The following is a 19,423-nucleotide window of genomic DNA, read 5'->3' on the forward strand; positions in this document are numbered from 1 at the left end:
ATCGGCGTTGGCCTGGGGCCTCCTGGGCCCTCAGAGGGCGGGAGCGGTCACTCCCACTCGATCGTCCCCGGCGGCTTGCTCGTCACGTCGAGGACGACGCGGTTGACGTCGGCGACCTCGTTGGTGATGCGGGTGGAGATCTTCGCCAGCGTCTCGTACGGCAGGCGCGACCAGTCGGCCGTCATCGCGTCCTCGGAGGAGACCGGACGCAGCACGATCGGGTGGCCGTAGGTGCGGCCGTCGCCCTGGACGCCCACCGAGCGGACGTCGGCGAGGAGGACCACCGGGCACTGCCAGATGTCGCGGTCCAGGCCGGCCGCCGTCAGCTCCTCGCGGGCGATGGCGTCGGCCTCGCGGAGCAGGTCCAGGCGGTCCTTGGTGACCTCGCCGACGATGCGGATGCCGAGGCCGGGGCCGGGGAACGGCTGGCGCTGGACGATCTCCTCGGGGAGACCCAGCTCCTGGCCGACCATGCGGACCTCGTCCTTGAACAGCTGGCGCAGCGGCTCGACGAGCTGGAACTCGATGTCGTCGGGGAGGCCGCCGACGTTGTGGTGGGACTTGATGTTGGCGGTGCCGGTGCCGCCGCCGGACTCCACCACGTCCGGGTAGAGCGTGCCCTGGACGAGGAAGGCGACCTCGGGGCCCTCCTCCTGGAGGATCTCCAGCTGGGCCTGCTCGAAGACGCGGATGAACTCGCGCCCGATGATCTTGCGCTTCTCCTCGGGGTCGGAGACCCCGGCCAGGGCGTCGAGGAAGCGCTTCTCCGCGTCGACGACCTTCAGCTTCGCGCCGGTCGCGGCGACGAAGTCCTTCTCGACCTGCTCGGTCTCGCCCTTGCGCATCAGGCCGTGGTCGACGTAGACGCAGGTGAGCTGGGAGCCGATGGCCTTCTGGACCAGGGCCGCCGCCACCGCGGAGTCCACGCCGCCGGAGAGGCCGCAGATGGCGCGCTTGTCGCCGACCTGTTCGCGGATGAGGGCGACCTGCTCCTCGACCACGTTGGTGGTGGTCCAGTTCGGCTCGATGCCCGCGCCGCGGTAGAGGAAGTGCTCCAGGACCTGCTGGCCGTGGGTCGAGTGCAGGACCTCCGGGTGGTACTGGACGCCGTACAGCTTCTTCTCGTCGTTCTCGAAGGCGGCGACCGGGACCACGTCGGTGGAGGCGGTGACCGTGAAGCCCTCGGGGGCGGCCGAGCAGGCGTCGCCGTGCGACATCCACACCGGCTGCTCGGTGGGCGTGCCCTCGAAGAGCGTCGAGCCCGCCTTGGTGACGTGCAGCGGGGTACGGCCGTACTCACGGGCCCCGTTGTCGTCGACCGTGCCGCCGAGCGTCGTCGCCATCAGCTGGAAGCCGTAGCACATGCCGAAGACCGGGACCCCGGCCTCGAACAGCGAGCGGTCCAGGGACGGCGCGCCCTCCGCGTACACCGACGAAGGACCGCCGGAGAGGATGATCGCGCGGGGGTTCTTGGCCAGCATCTCCGCCACCGGCATGGTGGACGGGACGATCTCGCTGTAGACCCGGGCCTCACGGACGCGGCGGGCGATGAGCTGGGCGTACTGCGCGCCGAAGTCGACGACGAGGACCACGTCGGCCGTGGCGTCGGGGGCGGCGGGGGGTGCTGCTGGCACGGGGCGGCCTTCCGGCGGTGGTGATGAGGGTCGGTTCTTCCGATTCTACCGGCCGTGGCCGGACCCTCCGCCGGGCCGGCCACGAGGGCCCACGTCTCACGATCCGGGCCCCGTTTTGTCGGGGCGACGGAAACGGGGCCATACTGTGCGCCATGCGTCAGCACACGACCTTCGTCTTTACCTATGGCATCCGGCCCGCCGGCTGCCATGGTCGTGCTGCTTGAGCTACTGACGAGCAACGTTCCAGGCGCCCCGGGCCAGCAGGCCCGGGGCGTCTCTCGTATCCGGGCCCGTTCGCCCCGGGTGGCCTCCGACCATCAGGAGTCACCATCATGAGCAGCATCGGCATCAGCACGAAGGACACCACCACCGCCACCGGCGCGCACACCGACGAGGCCGCCGCGCTGATCGGCGGGGCCCGGGAGCGCATCGACGCCCTCGACGACCGGATCATCGGTCTCGTCCAGGAACGGATGGCCGTCTCGGCGGTGATCCAGGAGGCCCGGATCACCTCGGGCGGCCGCCGGGTCAACCTCGCCCGCGAGACGGCCGTGCTCGGCCACTACAGGGACGCGCTGGGCAAGCCGGGCACCGCGCTGGCGATGACGCTGCTGGAGCTGTGCCGCGGGCGGGTCTGAGGCCCGGTGGGCGGCGCGCGGCCGGAACGGTTCTCCGCCCGCGCCGCACGGGCCGTATCTGCGTTCGGGGCCCGTCTCACCCGTACGGCGCGTGACCAGGAGCGCGGTGCCTTCGTTGGTCCTGATGTCCGTGCCAACCAGGGGCGGCATCGGTAGGAAACCACGCGTGGCTCCGCCGGGGAGTGTGACGTACTGCAGGTGCGTCGTGGGACCACGACCCGGCGTATGTGACCGGTCCGCAGGGGACAGCAGCCCGGTCACCCCATATGCGGCCGATCCCGGGGACGCCCGGGTCGGCCGCATCGGATACGCATCCGGGCGGAGGCCCGCTCCCTCCTCCGCCGCCCTCCGTTCTCGGCTTCTCAGCTGTGGCGCGCGGCCCGCCGCCGTGCCGCCGTGAACAGCACCAGGCCCGCCGCCAGCGCCGCGGCCGCCGTGCCCGAGGCGATCAGCGCGATCGATCCCGTCGAGGCGAGGCCGCCGCCGTCGCCGGAGCCCCCGGCCGTGCCCGCCGAGGAACCGCCGGACGTGGTGGAGCCGGAGGTGCCGGACTCGCTCTCCTCCGGGTCCGGGGACGAGGTCGGCGGGGTGGACGGCTCGCCGGAGCCGCCGTCGCCGCCCTCGGTCGCACCGCCGGAGTCGGAGCCGTCGCCGTCGCCCTCACCGTTCAGGACCAGGTAGGCCGTGTTGTTGCCGGGCTTCGGGTCGAACGGGAGCTTCGGGTTCTGCAGCCAGGTGTTGCGTACGGTCACCGCGCCGCTCGCGCCGACCATGGCCTTGTCGACCCGCAGCTCGAAGGGCAGGTCGAGGCCCGACCCGTCCCGCACGGTCATCGAGGTGTTGCAGACGTAACGCGGCGCGGGGCTCGTCTGGTCCTCGCGGTACTTGCCGTCGGCCGTCACCGCGCGGCAGCGCTCCGGCTTCGACGTGACCGAGGCGCCCCGGGGGACGGTGAAGTCGACGGTGGCGACGTCCTCGCCGGAGCGGATGTGGCCGATCCACGCCGGGCCCTCGTTGCGGAAGCCGATGTCGGCCTTGACGAAGGAGCCCTCGGCCCCGGCCACGTCGTCGCCGTACGCGACGAAGTCGGCCGTGTTCTTCGTACGGAAGTCGACGTCCTGCTGGTTGTCGTACGGATCGAGGTCGGCGCTCCGGGCCGCGGGGCCCTTCTTCGCCGGGACGGCCTTCAGCACGCCGCCGGTGCCCCGCTCGAAGGCGGCGCCAGCGCGCTGGGCGGTGCGCTGGGCGGCGCTGTCCTCCTCGATGCGGTAGAGGAAGGTGTCGTAGTAGGCGCGCTCGGTGGCCTCCAGCGTCAGCGGGGTCGCCAGCGTGTACGTCGCGCCCGCTTCGAAGGCCCCCTCGACGGAGCAGAGCGCCGTGGTCGAGCCGAAGTCCGGCTCGCCCGGGTCGTCCACGGTGTACTCGCAGTTGGAGTAGCGCTGCGGGATGTCGAGGCCGCGCGAGTACCGCAGGGTGAGCAGGACGCCGTCGGCGTCCCGCGTGCCGCGGTTGGCGAAGGTGATCGGGGCCTGCTGCTTCTCCCCCGGGGTCAGCTCCGTCTTGAACGGCAGCCGCTCCATCACCAGGTCGGGGCCGCCGACCGTGAGCCGGGTGGTGAACGGCGTGAAGGTGGCGCCGTCCGCCTCGCCGGTCACCTTGATCGTGCCGGTGTCACCGTTCTCGCTGCCGTCGGCGGCGGTGACGACGAGGTCGACCGCGTCCTGGAGGCCGGGCCAGATGCCCCAGTCCTCGCAGACGGCCTTCGTGCCGGTGACCTCGCAGTCCGGGTTCCCCTCCCCCTCGAACTCCACGTCGGCGACGCCCGCGACGCCGCTGAGGTCGAAGGTGAGGGTGAAGTAGCCGCCGAAGCCGCCGTTCTCCTCGTCCTCGGACGGGTTGTTCAGGCTGATCCCGACCGTGGAGGACTTCGGCTTGCCGCTCTCCGGGTACGGGTGCAGGGCCGTCTCGGCCGGGCCGCCGAGCGTGAACACCGGCGTGTCCGCGGCCTGTGCCGGGGCGGCCGCCCCGGCGAGCGAGGCGGCGGCCAGCAGGCCTGCGGCGGCGAGCGAGCCGGCTGCGCGGTGCAGCACGGTTCTCGGGGTGGAACGTGTCATCGGGGACCTCGGGGGCTCGGCGGAAGCTGTGGGGCTGCTGTGACGGGTGTCGCGGTACGGGTTGGACCGCGCAGCTTCCCGAACAGTTGCCCTCCCCAAGATCACGGATTGGGTACGGTCACGGGTGGTGGAGCACGGTCACGGGTTCGGTACCGGGGTGTTCCCCACGCCCTCCACGTCCGCCCCGGCCTCCGCCGTGCCCTTCGGCGGCACCACGGGGATGCCCAGGAACGGCAGCTTCAGCGCGCCGAACGCCTCCTTCGGCACGGCGGGCGTGCGCGGGGCGACCGGGGCGAGCCGCTCGTAGGCCGCGTCCTGCTCCGGGCGCGGGTCCGCCTCGCCCTTGTTGGGCCACAGCGACATCGCGCGCTCGGCCTGGGCGGTGATGGTCAGCGAGGGATTGACGCCGAGGTTGGCGGAGACGGCGGAGCCGTCGACGACGCTGATGCCGGGGTGGCCGTAGAGGCGGTGGTACGGGTCGATGACCCCTTCCTCGGCGCTCGCGCCGATCGGGCAGCCGCCGAGGAAGTGGGCGGTGAGCGGGGTGCCCATCAGCTCGCCGACGTTGGACCCCGCGAAGCCGTTGATCTCCTCGGCGAGCAGGCTCGCGCCGAGGGTCGCCTCCGGGATCTGCGTCGGGTTGGGGGCGCCGTGCCCCTGGCGGGCGGTGAGCAGACCCTTCCCGATGCCGCCCGGTTTGCGGTACGTGGTCAGGGAGTTGTCCAGGGACTGCATGACCAGGCCGATGATGGTGCGCTCGGACCAGCGGCGGTTGGAGAGCGAACGGGCGGCGAGGGTGGGGTGCTTGATCATGTTGGCGATCCAGCGGCGTACCCGGTGGGCCCCGTAGGGGACCTGGAGGACCGTCAGCGCGCCCATGGCGTTGGAGCCCCGGCCGTAGCGGACGGGCTCGATGTGGGTGTTGTCGTCGGGGTGGATCGACGAGGTGATCGCGACGCCCCGGGTGAAGTCGGCCTTGGCTGTGCCGTGCTTCTTGCGGTAGCGGCGGTCGCTGGTCTGGGCGCCCACCAGGCCCTCGGAGTTGGTACGGGTCAGCTCGCCGAGCTTCGCGGAGAGCCGGGGCAGCAGCCCCCGGTCCTTCATGGTGTGCAGGAGGGTCTGGGTGCCGTACGTCCCGGCGGCGATGACGACCTTGCGGGCGCGCAGCCTCGTGGGCTTCGCGCGGCGGCGGCGGTCGGTGGGGACGGTCAGCACGCGGTAGCCGCCCTCGGGGTCCTCGGTGACGGCGACGACGGAGGTCATCGGGTGGATGACCGCTCCGGCCTGCTCGGCGAGGTGGAGGTAGTTCTCGTTGAGGGTGTTCTTCGCGCCGTGGCGGCAGCCCGTCATGCACTCGCCGCACTCGGTGCAGGCCTTGCGGTCGGGGCCCGCGCCGCCGAAGTACGGGTCGGGGACGGTGCCGCCGGCCTTGGCCCTCGCGGTGCCGTCGGCGTCCTTGCCGTCGCCGAAGAAGACGCCGACCGGGGTCATGTGGAAGGTGTCGCCGACGCCCATGGTCTCGGCGACGGCCTTGAGGTGGATGTCGGACGGGGTCATGGTCGGGTTGAGGCGGACCCCGAGCATCCGGCGGGCCTGGTCGTAGTACGGCTTCAGCTCGTCCTGCCAGTCGGTGATCGAGGCCCACTGGCGGTCCTCGAAGAACGGGGCGGGCGGCACGTACAGGGTGTTGGCGTAGTTGAGCGACCCGCCGCCGACGCCGGCCCCGGCGAGCACCATGACGTTGCCGAGGAGGTGGATGCGCTGGAGGCCGAAGAGGCCGAGGGCGGGGGCCCAGAGGTAGTTCTTCAGGTCCCAGGAGGTCTTGGGGAGCGTGCCGGGGGTGAAGCGGCGGCCCGCCTCCAGGACGCCGACGCGGTAGCCCTTCTCGGTGAGCCGGAGCGCCGACACCGCGCCGCCGAAGCCCGAGCCGACGACCAGGACGTCGTAGTCGTACGCGGCGTCGTCCTCGGCCGGGACATGGCTCACGGCCTGTTTCTGGGCAGGGCTGTCCTGGGACATGGCACTCCTCGGAACGGAATCGGTACGAAAAGGGCGGAAGCCGCTACGGCCTCGGCGTCGGCCTCGAAGTCGGCGGCGGCGTCTCAGCGCAGCCGGAACGCCTTCATCACCTTGAGGCTGGTCGTCATGAACGCGGCGTACTTCTCGTCGTCCATCCCGAAGGCGGGCGCGAGCGGGATCAGCCGCTGCTGGGCGACGGTCTGGGCCTCGGTGTACTTGAGGATGCCCTCGGAGCCGTGCCGCCGGCCGAGGCCGGACTCCTTCATGCCGCCCATCGGGGACTGGACGCTGCCGTAGGCGGGGGCGTACCCCTCGTTGATGTTGACGGTGCCGGTGCGCAGCCGGGCGGCGACCTCGTGGCCGCGCCGGGAGTCGGTGGTCCAGACGCTGGAGTTGAGACCGTACGGGGTGGCGTTGGCCTGCGCGATCACCTCGTCCTCGTCGCTGAAGCGGTAGATGGCGACGACCGGCCCGAAGGTCTCCTCGCCGCAGACGGCCATCGGGGCCTCGACACCGTCGAGGATGGTCGGCTCGTAGAACAGCGGGCCGATGTCGGGGCGGGCGACGCCGCCGGCGACGAGGGTCGCGCCCTTCTCGACGGCCTCGTCGACATGGCGCGCTACGGTCTCCAGCTGGCGTTCGCCGACGAGGGAGCCCATGTCGGCCCCGTACGCCAGGGAGCTGCCGAGCCGCATGGCCTTGGTCCGGGTGGCGAAGCGCTGTACGAAGTCGTCGGCGATCGACTCGTGGACGTACAGCCGCTCGATGGAGATGCAGAGCTGTCCGGCGGAGGAGAAGCAGGCGCGGACGGCGCCCGCGGCGGCCTTCTCGACGTCGGCGTCCTTGAGGACGAGCATGGCGTTCTTGCCGCCGAGCTCCAGGGAGACGCCCACCAGGCGGGAGGCGGCGCCCACGGCGACCTCGCGGCCGGTGCGGGTGGAGCCGGTGAAGGAGACGTAGTCGGCGCGGCTGACGACCTCGGGGCCGACGACCGGGCCCTCGCCGAGGACGACCTGGAAGACCTCGGCGGGCAGTCCGGCCTCGATCAGCAGGTCGCGGGCCCACAGGGCGGTGAGCGCGGTCTCGGTGTCGGGCTTCATCACGACGGCGTTGCCCGAGACGAACGCGGGCAGCGCGTCGCCCACGGAGAGTTCGAGCGGGTAGTTCCAGGGGGCGATCTGGCCGACGACACCGCGCGGCTGGCGCAGTTCGGTGACCTTGGTGAGGGTCGGGACGACGCCGGTGTGGCGGCGGGGCTTGAGGTAGGAGGCGGCCCTGCGCCCGTAGTGGCGGGCGGCGACGGCGACGGCCTGCACCTCCTCGTGGGCGTGCAGCCGGGCCTTGCCGGTCTCCAGCTGGATGAGGTCGAGGACCTCCGCCTGGCGGCTCAGGACGAGGTCGTGGAAGCGGAGCAGGACGGCGGCACGCTGCCGTACGGGGACGGCGGCCCAGACGGGCTGGGCGGCGCGGGCCCGCTCGAAGGCGGTGGCGACGTCCTCGGGAGTGGACTCGGGCAGGTCGGCCAGCTTCTCCCCGGTGAAGGGGGTGTGGTTGGCGGTGCGGCCCGACCCGACGACTCCGCGGGTCAGCTGGGCGATGACCTCGGGGGTGACCACGTCGGCGGCCGTGCGCACCCCGGCGGGGGCGACCGCCACGGGGTTCGTACCGAGAGGGGCGTCAGGGGCCTGCGAGTCCGTCATGAGGCCGAGAGTATGTCCAGCCGGAGCCTTTGGGTACCCGTCGGTAACAGTTTTTCACAGGACCCGCCACCGCCGTTCGACGCCCTCCTCGAACGAGCCAGTGATCGCTGGCGACATAACCGCTGATCAGTGGCGTTACGGCCGACCGCCCGGCGACGGTCGGCCCGCGGTCCTCAGGAAGCGTGAATTTCCAGCCCCTCGGTCACCTCGGTGCAACCGTGACCGTACGGCAGCTCGCGCGGGGCATCCGGTCGTGACGCCCGGTCTCCGCCGAACCGCCCGCCCTCACTGCTGTGCCTTGGGCGCGCGCCAGCTGCGCAGCATGATGTCGAACTTCTCCCGGCTGGCCTCCCAGCCCTCCTGCGGGGCGGTCAGATACAGCGCGTACTCGGGGCCGCCGGTGCCGCCGTAGTACATCTGGTCGATCCCGTGCCGGGGTCCCGGGTGGTCCTTGGTCTCGTTCCAGGTGAACTCCCAGAGGGCGCCCGGCCGGTCGCGGAAGGTGTTCTTCTCCATCCCGACCCGCTGGTAGCCCGGCAGCCGCGTGGAGAGCTGCTCCTCCATGTTCTCCATGTGCAGATACGGATGGTCGAAGTCCGGGTCCGGGTCGACGCTGATACGTATCCGGTGGGCCCCGTTGTCCGGCGTGTAGTCGATCTGGCCCTCGTTCACCTGGCGCTCCCACCCCTCGGGCACGACGAGGCTGAAGCCGGCGGGGTCGTCGACCCGGTGCCAGCCGTCGGGTATCTCCGATGCGGGGCTGGTGGGCTCCGGGGTGGTCCCGGGCGCGGACGGCGTGCTTCCGGCGGCCGGACCGCCTCGCCCACCCGCCGGGGAGCCCGAGCCCTCCCCGTACTTCATCGCGAGCAGCCCGGCCGCGCCGCCGAGCACGGCCGCGGCGACGACCACGACGAGCACCGTGCGCCACCGGGATCCGGCGCGCCGGGTCACCGGGGCGGAGGCGGGGCCGGGGGCCGGGGCGGTGCGGTCCTGGCCGGCCGGGGCGGTCGCGGCGGCGGAGGTGGCCGCTCCGGGCAGCCGGGCGGTGGCGCCGTCGGAGCCGGGCGGGCCGGCCGGAGTGCCGGAGCCGCTGCCGTCCCGGTAGCCGTAGCGGGCGTCCTCGGGGAAGCGCTGGGTCGGCACGTGCGCCTGGGCGGCCCGGGGCTCGCGGCCCTCCATGGCGTCCAGCAGCATCTGCTCGGTCTGCGCGGCTGTGGGCCGCTCGGCCGGATCCTTGCGGAGCAGTGCGGTGATGACGGCCCCGAGCGGACCGGCGTTGACCGGTGCGGGCGGCTCCTCGGTGACGACGGCCTGCATGGTGGAGATCGGGGACGTACGGCGGAACGGGGAGGTCCCCTCGACCGCCGTGTACAGCGTCGCGCCCAGCGACCAGAGGTCGGAGGCCGGTCCCGGGTCGCCGCCGCGTACCCGCTCGGGGGCCAGGTAGTCGATGGAGCCGACCAGTTCGCCGGTCCGGGTGATGGTGGAGTCGCCCTCGATCGCGGCGATCCCGAAGTCGGTCAGGAGCACCTGCCCGTCGCGGGCCAGCAGGACGTTGCCCGGCTTGACGTCCCGGTGGAGGACCCCGGCGCCGTGGGCGGCGCGCAGGGCGCTCAGGACGTGCAGTCCGATCCGGGCCGCCTCGCGCGGGGCGATGTCGCCCTTCTCCTTGGCCTCGTCGGCGAGCGAGGGCCCGTCGACGTACTGCATGACGATCCAGGGGCGGTTGTCGTACTCGATCACGTCGTGGACGGTGACGACGCCGGGGTGCGTGATGCGCGCCGCCGCCCGGGCCTCCTTCTGCGTCCGGGCGTGCAGGACGAGCCGGTCGGCCTCGGCGACGTACAGCCCGGCGGTCAACTCCTTGACGGCGACCGTGCGGTGCAGCACTTCGTCGTGGGCGCGCCAGACCTTGCCCATGCCGCCCCGGCCGAGGACGTCGCCCAGCCGGTAGCGCCCCGCCAGCACCAGTCCGGCTTCCGTGCCCTGTGATCGATCCACGTGATGTCCCCGCCCCGTTCCTCGGATGGCCAGATTACGGAGGCGGGGCGCGGCGCGGATACGGGGGATCGCCCACGAGACCGCACTGTGATGGTTGTCGGCACCGGACAACGCACGTGGTGGGCCGGTGCCGATGACGTCAGGTCAGCCGGCGACCCGGTACGAGGCGATGGCCTGTTCGTAGATCTCGGTGACCCTGTCGCGGTCGTTCTCGGGGCCGATGACCTGGATGACGTGGTACCGACCGTCGACGATCATGGCGAGGTTGCGGACGAACACCTCACGCCCGCCGCTCTCCTGCCAGGTGAACTGCCCCTCGGCCATGGCCTGCCGGCCGACGTCGACCCGGCGCAGGCCGGACGAGGAGGACCAGCTGGAGTCCCGGAACGGCTGGAGCTCGGGCTCCTTGTCCCGCTGGTAGTCCAGCGGATCGCTGCCGGCCGACTTCACGGTGTCCCGGCCGGGCACCACGAGCAGGGTGAACCCGTCGCTCCCGTAACGGATCTGACGGTCCGCGTTGGCCGGGCTGCGCTGCCAGTCCTTCGGTACGCCGACCTCGAAGCCCTCCGCGTCCTTGCGGAGCGTGTAGCCGGGGGCGAGGGCCGCGGCGGACCTGCTGGTCTGCGGCTGCTGGGAGCCGGGCCCGTCGGATCCGTCCGTCGAGCCCGAGGGCTCGGGCTCGCCCGAGGCGGCGGGCGGTGCGGCGGAACCGGTGGGCGCGGGCGCCCCGTTGTCCTGGCCCTGGTCGGCCTTCGGCATGAACATCACGGCGTACGCGATGGCGGCGGCCATCAGCAGCAGGATCAGGACGAGCAGCAGCCGGCCCAGCTTGCGCGGGGACCCCTCGCCCCGGCGCGGGGGTTCCCGCAGCACCCGGGGGCCCTTGGGCGCACGCGGCACGCGGGCGGGGCGCTCGTCCTCCCAGGACTCCACGGGCCTGCGCACGGGCCGGTCGGGCGGCAGCAGCGACTCGTTGCGGTCGTGCTGCCTGCCGCCGCGCTGCTTCGGCGGCTGCTGACGCTTCCCCTGCCGGTGCCGGCCGGCCCCGCCGCCGCCGAACCGGCCCCGCCGCCGCCGGACCAGCTCGCCCCGACGGCGTACGACGGGGAGCCGGGTCGCGTCGGGCGCGGGCAGCGGTACGACGTCGGCGCCCGCCTCCGGCTCCGGCGCGGAGCGCACCAGCGAGCGCAGCCAGCCGCGCAGCTCCTCGAAGTCCGGCCGCTCGGTGGGGTCCTGGCGCAGCAGCGACTCGACGACGGGCCGCAGCGGACCGCACTCCTCCGCGAAGGCGGGCGGCTCGCCGCACACCATCTGGACCAGCTCGGCCGCGTTCTCCTCGGGGTAGGGGGCGTGGCCCTGGACGGCGCGGTAGAGCAGCGCGCCGAGCGCCCACAGGTCGGTGGAGGGGCCGATCGGCGGCGCGAGCTGCCAGTTCTCGTGGACCGGACCCGCCTGCTCGGGGGCCCAGCGCTCGGTGACGGCCCCGACGACGGCGATCCGGGCCTGGCGGGCGCGTTCGGCGGCGAGCGGGGTGGCGGGGCCGCGGTAGACGGCCGGTTCGCCGCCGCCCGCGACGGCGTCCTCCCAGGCCCGGGTGGCGGCCCGCGCGACCGGGAGCGGCGCGGTGCGGGCCGGCTCCTGCGAGGCGGAGCCCGGTACGCCCGATACGCCGGGCCGCCGGGAGTCGGCGCGCAGGGCGTCCGCGCCGGAACCTCCGGCGGGGACGGGCCGCCCGGCGCCGGGTCCGTCGTCCCAGGTCCCGGCGAGGTGGACGCGCCGGCCCGGCGGCCGGGGGCCCTCTTCGTCGTCCTCGTCGTCCTCGTCGTCGTAGGGGTCCTCGGCGGGGCTGCCCCAGGGGGCGGTCAGCCGGGGGGCGGCAGGAGTACCGGGAACGCCGGGGGCGGGCCGCTGGAACGGGAGGGGGTGGGCCTCGGGGGTGCCGGTGGCGGGGTCGGTCCCGGGGGTGCCCGAGTCCGTCGCGTCACCGGCTCCGGCGGCTCCGGTGTCGCCTGTGGCTCCGGCTTCCGGGGCGGCTTCGCGTCCGTCCCGCGGCGGCTTCGTGAGGTCGGCCGGCGCGCGGTCGGCCTGCTGGCGGTCCTCGTTGACCCGGGCGGCTGCCCGCGCGCCCGCGCGGTAGGCGGCGATCGCCCCGGCGCGGGCGGCCCGCAGCTGGGCTGCGCTCGCGGCGCCCGGCTCGGCGGGGGGCCGTACGGCGGTGTAGGGGACGGCGGGGGCGGCGGGTCGCGGGACGATCTCCTGCCCGTCGGCCCACGGCCCCGGGACGGGGTCGGCGTCGTCGCGGCCCGACGGCAGGTCGTACGGGTCGTGCGAGTCGCGCCCGTCGTCCTCACGGGCCGACGTGTATCCCTGCGGCAGCGGCGGAACGGGCAGCTCCCGGCCCTCGCGGCGCTCCCGGCTGCCGTGGACCTCCCGGCTGCCGTGGACCTCCCGGCTGCCGTCCCCGTCGCGGCTGCCGTGATCGGCGAACTCCTGGACGTCCGCGTACTCCTGAGCGCCCGTGTACTCCTGGACGTCTGCGTACTGAGCGCCCGCGTACTCCGGAACGCCCGCGTCGCTCCTGGCCGGCGGGAGCGCGTAGCCGCCGCCGAACTCACTCGGCGGGGTGGGAGCGAGGGCCGGGATGCCGGACGTCGTCGGACCGGCCACCGTCGGACCGGCCACCGGATCGGCGTCGGGCAGCGGTGCGGGGGCGTACCCGCAGAGGGCCTCCTCGGCGGCGCCCGCCGCGAGGCCGGTGAGCATGACGCGGCCGTCGTCGCACACCAGGACCGTGCGCACGGTGATGTTGCGGTGGGTCCAGCCGTGGGCGTGCAGCACCCGCAGGGCGGTGAGCACGTCGGAGCCGATCTCGGCGGCGCGGTAGGGGGTGAGGGGGCGCTCGGCGAGGAGCGCGGCGAGCGGCCGGGCCGCGACGAGCTCGCTGACTATCCAGAGCGAATCCGCCTCGGCGAACACGTCGAAGACCTGGTCGAGGCGGGGGTGGTCGGGCACCTGGGCGGCGACCTGCGCGGCCTCTATCGCCCGCCGGACCGCGGGGTCCGTACTGCGCCGGACCGCCCGCCCGCCGGACCGCCCGGACACCGGGGCCCGCCCGTCGGCGTCGAGTACCTCGGCGTCCACGATCTCCGGCAACGGCACCTGGCGGACGAGGACTTCCTGGCCGCTGTAGGTGTCGAACGCCCGGGTCTCGGCCAGTTCGTACCCGTCGGACGGGGGCAGCGGAAGGCGGTAGCGGTCGGCAAGCACCCGACCCGCGTAGTCGTCCACGACGCCTCCCCAGAGCGCGCTGTTCCCCCGGCCATCAGAGCTGCACGACTCCGTCAGTTACGGTCGTCCGACAGGCAATTGACCCGCCGTTCCGGCTGCGTACGGTCTCCGGCCTCTTACGATACGTGGCATCACGCGCCGACGGGCCGGGTCGCACCAACCCGGCCCGCACAAACGTTTCACACCGGCCCGGATCGGGCGCGCCCGGCGGCCCGGTCCGTGGGCGTGCGGTCGGTCCGTGGGCGTGCGGTCAGTCCGTGGGCGTGCGGTCAGTCCGTGGGCGTGAAGGTGGCGAACGCCGTTTCGCGCAGCGTCCGGCACTCGTCGCCGTCCCACTCGTCCACCTTGCAGCTGATCATGATCGAGTAGCCGCGCTTGGCGTCCACCTTGAAGCCGCGGCTGAGCACCTTGACCCGGACTCCGCTGTGGCTGCGTTCGAACGTCCAGTCGGCGACGGTCGGATAGCCGTTGTACTCGACCTTCTTTATGCTGCCGTGCTTGTAGCCGTCGCTGAGAACCTTGGCGCTGGCGACGGCCCCGCGCCAGGCGGCCGCGGCATCGTCCTTGGGCGAGCTGTTGAAGTCGACCTGGACCCGGGGGAAGCTGCCCTGTCCGGCGTTGTAGATGCCTCCGGAGTTGGTGCCCGCGATGGCGGTGCGCCGGAAGTTCTCGGGCATGGCCATGGTGAAGTGGAACCGGGCGTCGGTGACCTTCTTGTAGCCGGCGGGCAGGGAGCCGCCCGGCTTGTCACCGCCGTCGCCCTCGTCGCCCTCGGAGTCGTCGCCCTTCGGGGCGTCGGAGCCTTCGCCGGACGGGCCCTCGGAGGCCCGGCCGTCCTCCTGGCCCTGGCCCTCTTTCTGGCCGTCGCCCTTCCCGCCGGACGAACCGCCGCCGGTGTCCTCGCCCTTGTCGTCGGCGCCGCCCGTCGAGGCTCCGGCGGACGCGGCGGTGTCGCCCTTGCCGCCCTTGTCCGCGTCGTCGCCGCCGAGGGCGATCGCGAGGATCGTGCCGAGGATGGCCAGCGCGACGACGGCCGCGATGATCGCGAGGGTGCGGCGGGGCACCACGTCGGTGATCGAGGCACGCGTGGAGGCGGTCGAGGACGGCGGGCGCTGCCCAGGCACGGAAGCGTTCGCCGCCACTGCGGACTTCGCGGCTCCGGCGGGGGCCGCGACGGTTCCCCGCGCGCCCGCCGGGGCGGACCCGGACGCCGCCGCGGACTTCGCGGCCGGGGCCGGAGTCCCGGGCGGGGACGGCGGCTTGGGCGGGGCGACGGGCGAGCCCGTGGCCGCGGCGGCCTGAGAGCCCGTGGACGCCGCCGCAACACCCGCGGCGGCTCCGGCGGCCACCGCCGGGGTCTTCGCGTTGCGAACGGACCGCAGAGCGCCGCGCAGCCGGTCGCGGGCGCCTTCGCCGGACTCGCCCGTTCCGGTGGACTGCTTCGGCGGCTTCGGGGCCTTGGGCTGCTTCGGCGCCCGCTTGACGAGGGGGTCGGCGGCGGGGGCCGGCGGGATGGCCATGATCTGCGTCGAGTCCGCGGGGGCGGGCGCGGGCACGTCGGGGGCGTTGATGACGTCGTTGAGCAACGCCCGTGCCCCGGCGTCGTCGAGACGCTGTTCGGGGTCCCGGGCGAGCAGCCCGTAGATGACCTCGGTGAGCGGTCCGGCGTTCTTCGGCGGGTCGAGCGGTTCGGTCATCACGGCCGTGAGCGTGGCGATGGCCGAGCCCTTGTCGTACGGCGGGCAGCCCTCGACGCTCGCGTACAGCAGTCCGCCGAGCGACCACAGGTCGGCGGGCGGGCCCGGCTTGTGCCCGCGGGCCCGCTCCGGCGAGATGTACGAGGGGGCGCCGACGAGCATGCCGGTGGAGGTGACCGACGGGTCGCCCTCGACCTGGGCGATGCCGAAGTCGGTGAGCACCACGCGTCCGTCCTCGGCGATCAGCACGTTGGACGGCTTCACGTCGCGGTGCAGGATGCCTTCGCGGTGTGCCGAGCGCAGCACGTCGAGGATGGCGAGCCCGACCTCGGCGGCCCGCTTCGGCGTCAGCGTGCCGTCCTCGCGGATCGCCTCGGCGAGCGACTTGCCCTCGATCAGCTCCATGACGATCCACGGGCGGTCGTCCTCGTCGACCACGTCGTAGACGGTCACCGCGCTGTTGTTGCGGATCCGTGCGATCGCCTTGGCCTCACGCAGGGTGCGCGTGATCAGCCGGCGCTTCTCGTCCTCGTCGATCGCCGAGGGGAACCGCAGTTCCTTCACCGCGACCGTGCGGCCGAGCGTCTCGTCGTCGGCGCGCCAGACCGTACCCATGCCGCCCCGGCCGAGCACCTCACCGAGCCGGTATCGCCCCGCGAGGAGACGACCGTTCTTGTCCCGTTGGGGCTCCCGTGCCTGCTCCGCCTCCGACATGCGTCCCCTCTGCGATCAACCCGCCCTGGCAGAGCGTTCATTGTCCCTCACCCCGGGACCGGTCCTGGTGCCGGGTCCGGGTCCGCCGCGCCCGCGGCCCGAAGAGGGAATCCCCCACAGCCTCCTACCAACGGGTCCTCCCCGTCCAGGCCGGTCCGGCCCACCGCCCCGCCCCAGGGGGCAGGCGGGCCTCAACTGCCCCGGAGGCAACAGGGGATGGCCGCCGTCCGGGACTCTGCGGGGCAGGCAGCCGGCGGGGCGGGCACCCACCCCTCGGATCGGCACGAACGGGATCGGCACCCCTCGGATCGGCACCCCTCGGATCGGCACCCCCTCAGATCGGCACGATGTCCGGCGCGCCCAGCCGGGCCGCGTCCGCCGTGAGGTCGTCCGGCTGCCGCTGCGACTCCCGCTCGGCCTCCACCCGCTTCTCGTAGTGCTCGACCTCCCGGTCGATCCGCCCCTGGTCCCAGCCCAGCACCGGCGCGATCATCTCGGCGCAGAGCCGGGCGCTGCGGGTGCCCCGGTCGAACGTCTCGATGGAGATCCGGGTGCGCCGGGTCAGCACGTCGTCCAGATGGCGGGCGCCCTCGTGGGAGGCGGCGTAGACGATCTCGGCGCGCAGATAGTCGTCGGCGGCGGGCAGCGGTTCGCCCAGGGTGGGGTCGGCGAGGATGAGTTCCAGAATTTCCTCGGTCATTGAGCCGTACCGGTTGAGCAGATGCTCCACCCGGGCGACATGGAGTCCGGTCCGGGCCGCGATCCGGGCGCGCGCGTTCCACAGGGCCTTGTACCCCTCGGCGCCCAGCAGCGGGGTGTCCTCGGTGACGCAGGCGGCGACCCGCTGGTCGAGGCCGTGCACCGCCTCGTCCACGGCGTCCTTGGCCATGACCCGGTACGTCGTGTACTTGCCGCCCGCCACGACGACCAGGCCGGGGGCGGGGTGGGCGACCGTGTGCTCGCGGGACAGCTTGCTGGTGGCGTCCGACTCGCCGGCCAGCAGCGGGCGCAGCCCGGCGTAGACGCCCTGGACGTCGTCCCTGGTCAGCGGGGTGTTCAGGACGGAGTTGACGTGCTGGAGGAGGTAGTCGATATCGGCGCTGGAGGCGGCCGGGTGGGCCTTGTCCAGGTCCCAGTCGGTGTCGGTGGTGCCGATGATCCAGTGCCGGCCCCAGGGGATGACGAAGAGGACGGACTTCTCGGTGCGCAGGATGAGGCCGGTGGAGGAGTGGATGCGGTCCTTGGGGACGACCAGGTGGATGCCCTTGGAGGCCCGGACGTGGAACTGCCCGCGCTCGCCGATGAGCCCTTGGGTGTCGTCGGTCCACACGCCGGTGGCGTTGACCACCTGCTTGGCCCGGACCTCGTACTCCGTGCCGCTCTCGACGTCCCGGACGAGCGCGCCGACGACCCGCTCGCCCTCGCGGAGGAAGCCGACGACCCGGGCCTGGTTGGCCACGTGGGCGCCGTAGGACGCGGCGGTGCGCACCAGGTCGGTGACGAAACGGGCGTCGTCCATCTGGGCGTCGTAGTACTGGAGGGCGCCGACCAGGGCGTCCTTCTTCAGCGCGGGGGCGACCCGCAGGGCGTGCTTGCGGGAGAGGTGGCGGTGGACGGGGAGGCCGCGTCCGTGGCCGGAGGAGACCGACATGGCGTCGTACAGCGCGACGCCGGAGCCGGCGTAGAGCCGCTCCCAGCCCTTGTGCTGCAAGGGGTAGAGGAAGGGCACGGGCTTCACCAGGTGCGGGGCGAGCCGTTCCAGGAGCAGCCCGCGCTCCTTGAGCGCCTCGCGGACCAGGGCGAAGTCGAGCATCTCCAGATAGCGCAGGCCGCCGTGGATCAGTTTGCTCGACCTGCTCGATGTGCCGGACGCCCAGTCGCGCGCCTCGACCAGGCCGGTCGTCAGGCCTCTGGTGGCGGCGTCCAGCGCCGTGCCCGCGCCGACCACGCCCGCCCCCACGACCAGCACGTCCAGTTCGCGCTCGGCCATGGCGGCGAGCGCGAGGGTGCGCTCGGCGGGTCCCAGTGTCGCTGTCCTCACTGCTGCCTCCCGGTGGATCGGGGTGGTCGGACACGGGAGTGCCACCCGGCCGAGGGGCCGGCCGCCCGTGTCCACCTCTCGATTCTGTCCGCGCTCCCCGAGTTCAGCCACCGCCTGTGGACAACACCCCCGTGACCGGAGCGGCACAATGCGACATATAGGTCATATTTACGCCTAGTCTGACATTGCGCTGTCCACAGCAGTTGCGATCTTCGCTCTCCGCACTTAAGGGGGTCTTCCCGTATGCCCGCAGACCTCGCCGTCATCGGACTCGCTCACCTCGGCCTGCCGCTCGCCCAGGCCGCCGTGACCGCCGGAATCGACACCGTCGGCTACGACCCCGATCCCCGCCCGTACGCGGAGCTGAGAGCCGGCCGGAGCCCTGTCGAGGGCGCCCTCACCGCCTCCGAGGTCCGCCGCATGCTCTCGGGCGGCTTCCGGCCCACCACCGACGCCGCCGAGCTGGGCCGGGTCCGCACCGCCGTGATCTGCTCCCCCACCCCGCTCGGCCCCGACCGCACCGTCGACCTCACCGCGCTCGGCGACGCCGCCCGCGCCCTGGCCTCCCGGCTGCGCCCGCACACCACCGTGCTGCTGGAGTCCGCCGTACCGCCGGGCACCACCGAGACCTTCCTGCGCCCCCTGCTCGAAGAGGGCTCCGGACTCGTCGCCGGACGCGACTTCCACCTCGCCTGCTCCCCCGGCCGGCTCGACCCCGGCAACCGCACCCGCACCCTGGCCAACACGCCCAAGGTCATCGGCGGCCTCACCCCCGCCTGCACCGAGTCGGCCGCCGCCTTCTACGGACGGCTCACCGACAAGGTCGTACGGGCCCGCGGACCGCGCGAGGCGGAGATGACGAAGGTCCTGGAGACCAACTTCCGGCACGTCAACATCGCGCTGGTCAACGAGATGGCGGTGCTCTGCCACGACCTCGGCGTCGACTTCTGGGACGTCATCCGGTGCGCCGAGACCAAGCCGTTCGGCTTCCAGCCCTTCCGCCCGGGACCCGGCGTCGGCGGGCACGGTGTCCCGGTCGACCCGGGCGGCCCGCCCCACGGCGGCCGCACCTCGGGATCCCCGCTGCGGATGGTCTCGCTGGCGCAGGAGATCAACGACCGGATGCCCCGTTACGTCATCCAGCGCTGCGCCACCCTCCTGAACGAGCACGGCAAGTCCGTCCGGGGCGCACGCGTCCTGCTGCTCGGCGTGACCTACAAACCGGACACGGCGGACCAAGAGGCCGCGCCCGCCCGGGAGATCGCCACCCGGCTGATGGACATGGGCGCCCAGATCGGCTACCACGACCCGCACGTCCTGGACTGGCGGGTCCGCGAACGCCCCGTCCCGCGCGCCGACTCGCTGTACGAAGCGGCGGCCGCCGCCGATCTGACCGTACTGCTCCAGCAGCACCGCACCTACGACCTCCAGGGTCTCGCGGTCAAAGCCCAACTGCTCCTGGACACCCGGGGGGCCACTCCGGCGGGGGCCGCGCACCGGCTCTGAACGCGCAGGCTCACCAGGTGACGGACCGTCGAAAGATAGTCAGTGACCGAAAGCAAGGGGTGCTGCTACTC

The 19,423-nt window shown here is 73.3% G+C and carries 10 protein-coding genes; 2 read left to right on the forward strand and 8 right to left on the reverse strand.

Annotation, left to right across the window (positions count from 1 at the left end; genetic code table 11):
- Nucleotides 1-47: 47 nt before the first annotated feature.
- Nucleotides 48-1,634 carry a glutamine-hydrolyzing GMP synthase gene (gene guaA / locus IE140_RS03705; protein ID WP_032779283.1) on the reverse strand — a complete coding sequence of 529 codons (1,587 nt, stop codon included), beginning with the start codon at nucleotides 1,632-1,634 and terminating at the stop codon, nucleotides 48-50.
- Nucleotides 1,635-1,966: 332 nt separating this feature from the next.
- Between guaA and IE140_RS03710 the strand changes: the two genes are divergently transcribed.
- Nucleotides 1,967-2,272: a chorismate mutase gene (locus IE140_RS03710; protein ID WP_150197602.1), complete on the forward strand. Its 306-nt coding sequence runs from the start codon at nucleotides 1,967-1,969 to the stop codon at nucleotides 2,270-2,272.
- 362 nt (nucleotides 2,273-2,634) lie between these two features.
- Here the strand turns inward: IE140_RS03710 and IE140_RS03715 are convergent, their stop codons facing one another.
- From IE140_RS03715 to IE140_RS03745, 7 genes are all read right to left on the reverse strand, one after another.
- Nucleotides 2,635-4,386, reverse strand: a complete 1,752-nt coding sequence (locus IE140_RS03715; protein WP_150197603.1) for a COG1361 family protein — start codon at nucleotides 4,384-4,386, stop codon at nucleotides 2,635-2,637.
- A 138-nt stretch (nucleotides 4,387-4,524) separates the two neighbouring features.
- On the reverse strand, nucleotides 4,525-6,405 hold the full coding sequence (locus tag IE140_RS03720) for a GMC oxidoreductase (RefSeq protein WP_093443168.1): 1,881 nt from the start codon (nucleotides 6,403-6,405) through the stop codon (nucleotides 4,525-4,527).
- 83 nt (nucleotides 6,406-6,488) lie between these two features.
- Nucleotides 6,489-8,105, reverse strand: coding sequence for a succinic semialdehyde dehydrogenase (locus IE140_RS03725; protein ID WP_093443166.1), 1,617 nt, complete (start codon nucleotides 8,103-8,105; stop codon nucleotides 6,489-6,491).
- Nucleotides 8,106-8,390: 285 nt separating this feature from the next.
- Complete coding sequence (locus tag IE140_RS03730; RefSeq protein WP_189460052.1) at nucleotides 8,391-10,106, reverse strand: serine/threonine-protein kinase; 1,716 nt, start codon at nucleotides 10,104-10,106, stop codon at nucleotides 8,391-8,393.
- Nucleotides 10,107-10,250: 144 nt separating this feature from the next.
- Nucleotides 10,251-13,394, reverse strand: a complete 3,144-nt coding sequence (locus IE140_RS03735) for a serine/threonine kinase C-terminal domain-containing protein (protein WP_189460054.1) — start codon at nucleotides 13,392-13,394, stop codon at nucleotides 10,251-10,253.
- Between the two features lie 269 nt (nucleotides 13,395-13,663).
- On the reverse strand, nucleotides 13,664-15,805 hold the full coding sequence (locus IE140_RS03740; RefSeq protein ID WP_189460056.1) for a serine/threonine-protein kinase: 2,142 nt from the start codon (nucleotides 15,803-15,805) through the stop codon (nucleotides 13,664-13,666).
- Nucleotides 15,806-16,139: 334 nt separating this feature from the next.
- Entirely contained in the window at nucleotides 16,140-17,846 is a 1,707-nt protein-coding gene (locus IE140_RS03745) for a glycerol-3-phosphate dehydrogenase/oxidase (RefSeq protein WP_150194765.1), read from the reverse strand.
- A gap of 243 nt (nucleotides 17,847-18,089) precedes the next feature.
- Here IE140_RS03745 and IE140_RS03750 point away from each other — a divergent pair, with 243 nt between their 5' ends.
- Entirely contained in the window at nucleotides 18,090-19,352 is a 1,263-nt protein-coding gene (locus IE140_RS03750; protein WP_150194763.1) for a nucleotide sugar dehydrogenase, read from the forward strand.
- The last annotated feature ends 71 nt before the right edge of the window (nucleotides 19,353-19,423 follow it).

The organism is Streptomyces parvus (genome assembly GCF_014648875.1).
Taxonomy (GTDB): Bacteria; Actinomycetota; Actinomycetes; order Streptomycetales; family Streptomycetaceae; genus Streptomyces; species Streptomyces parvus.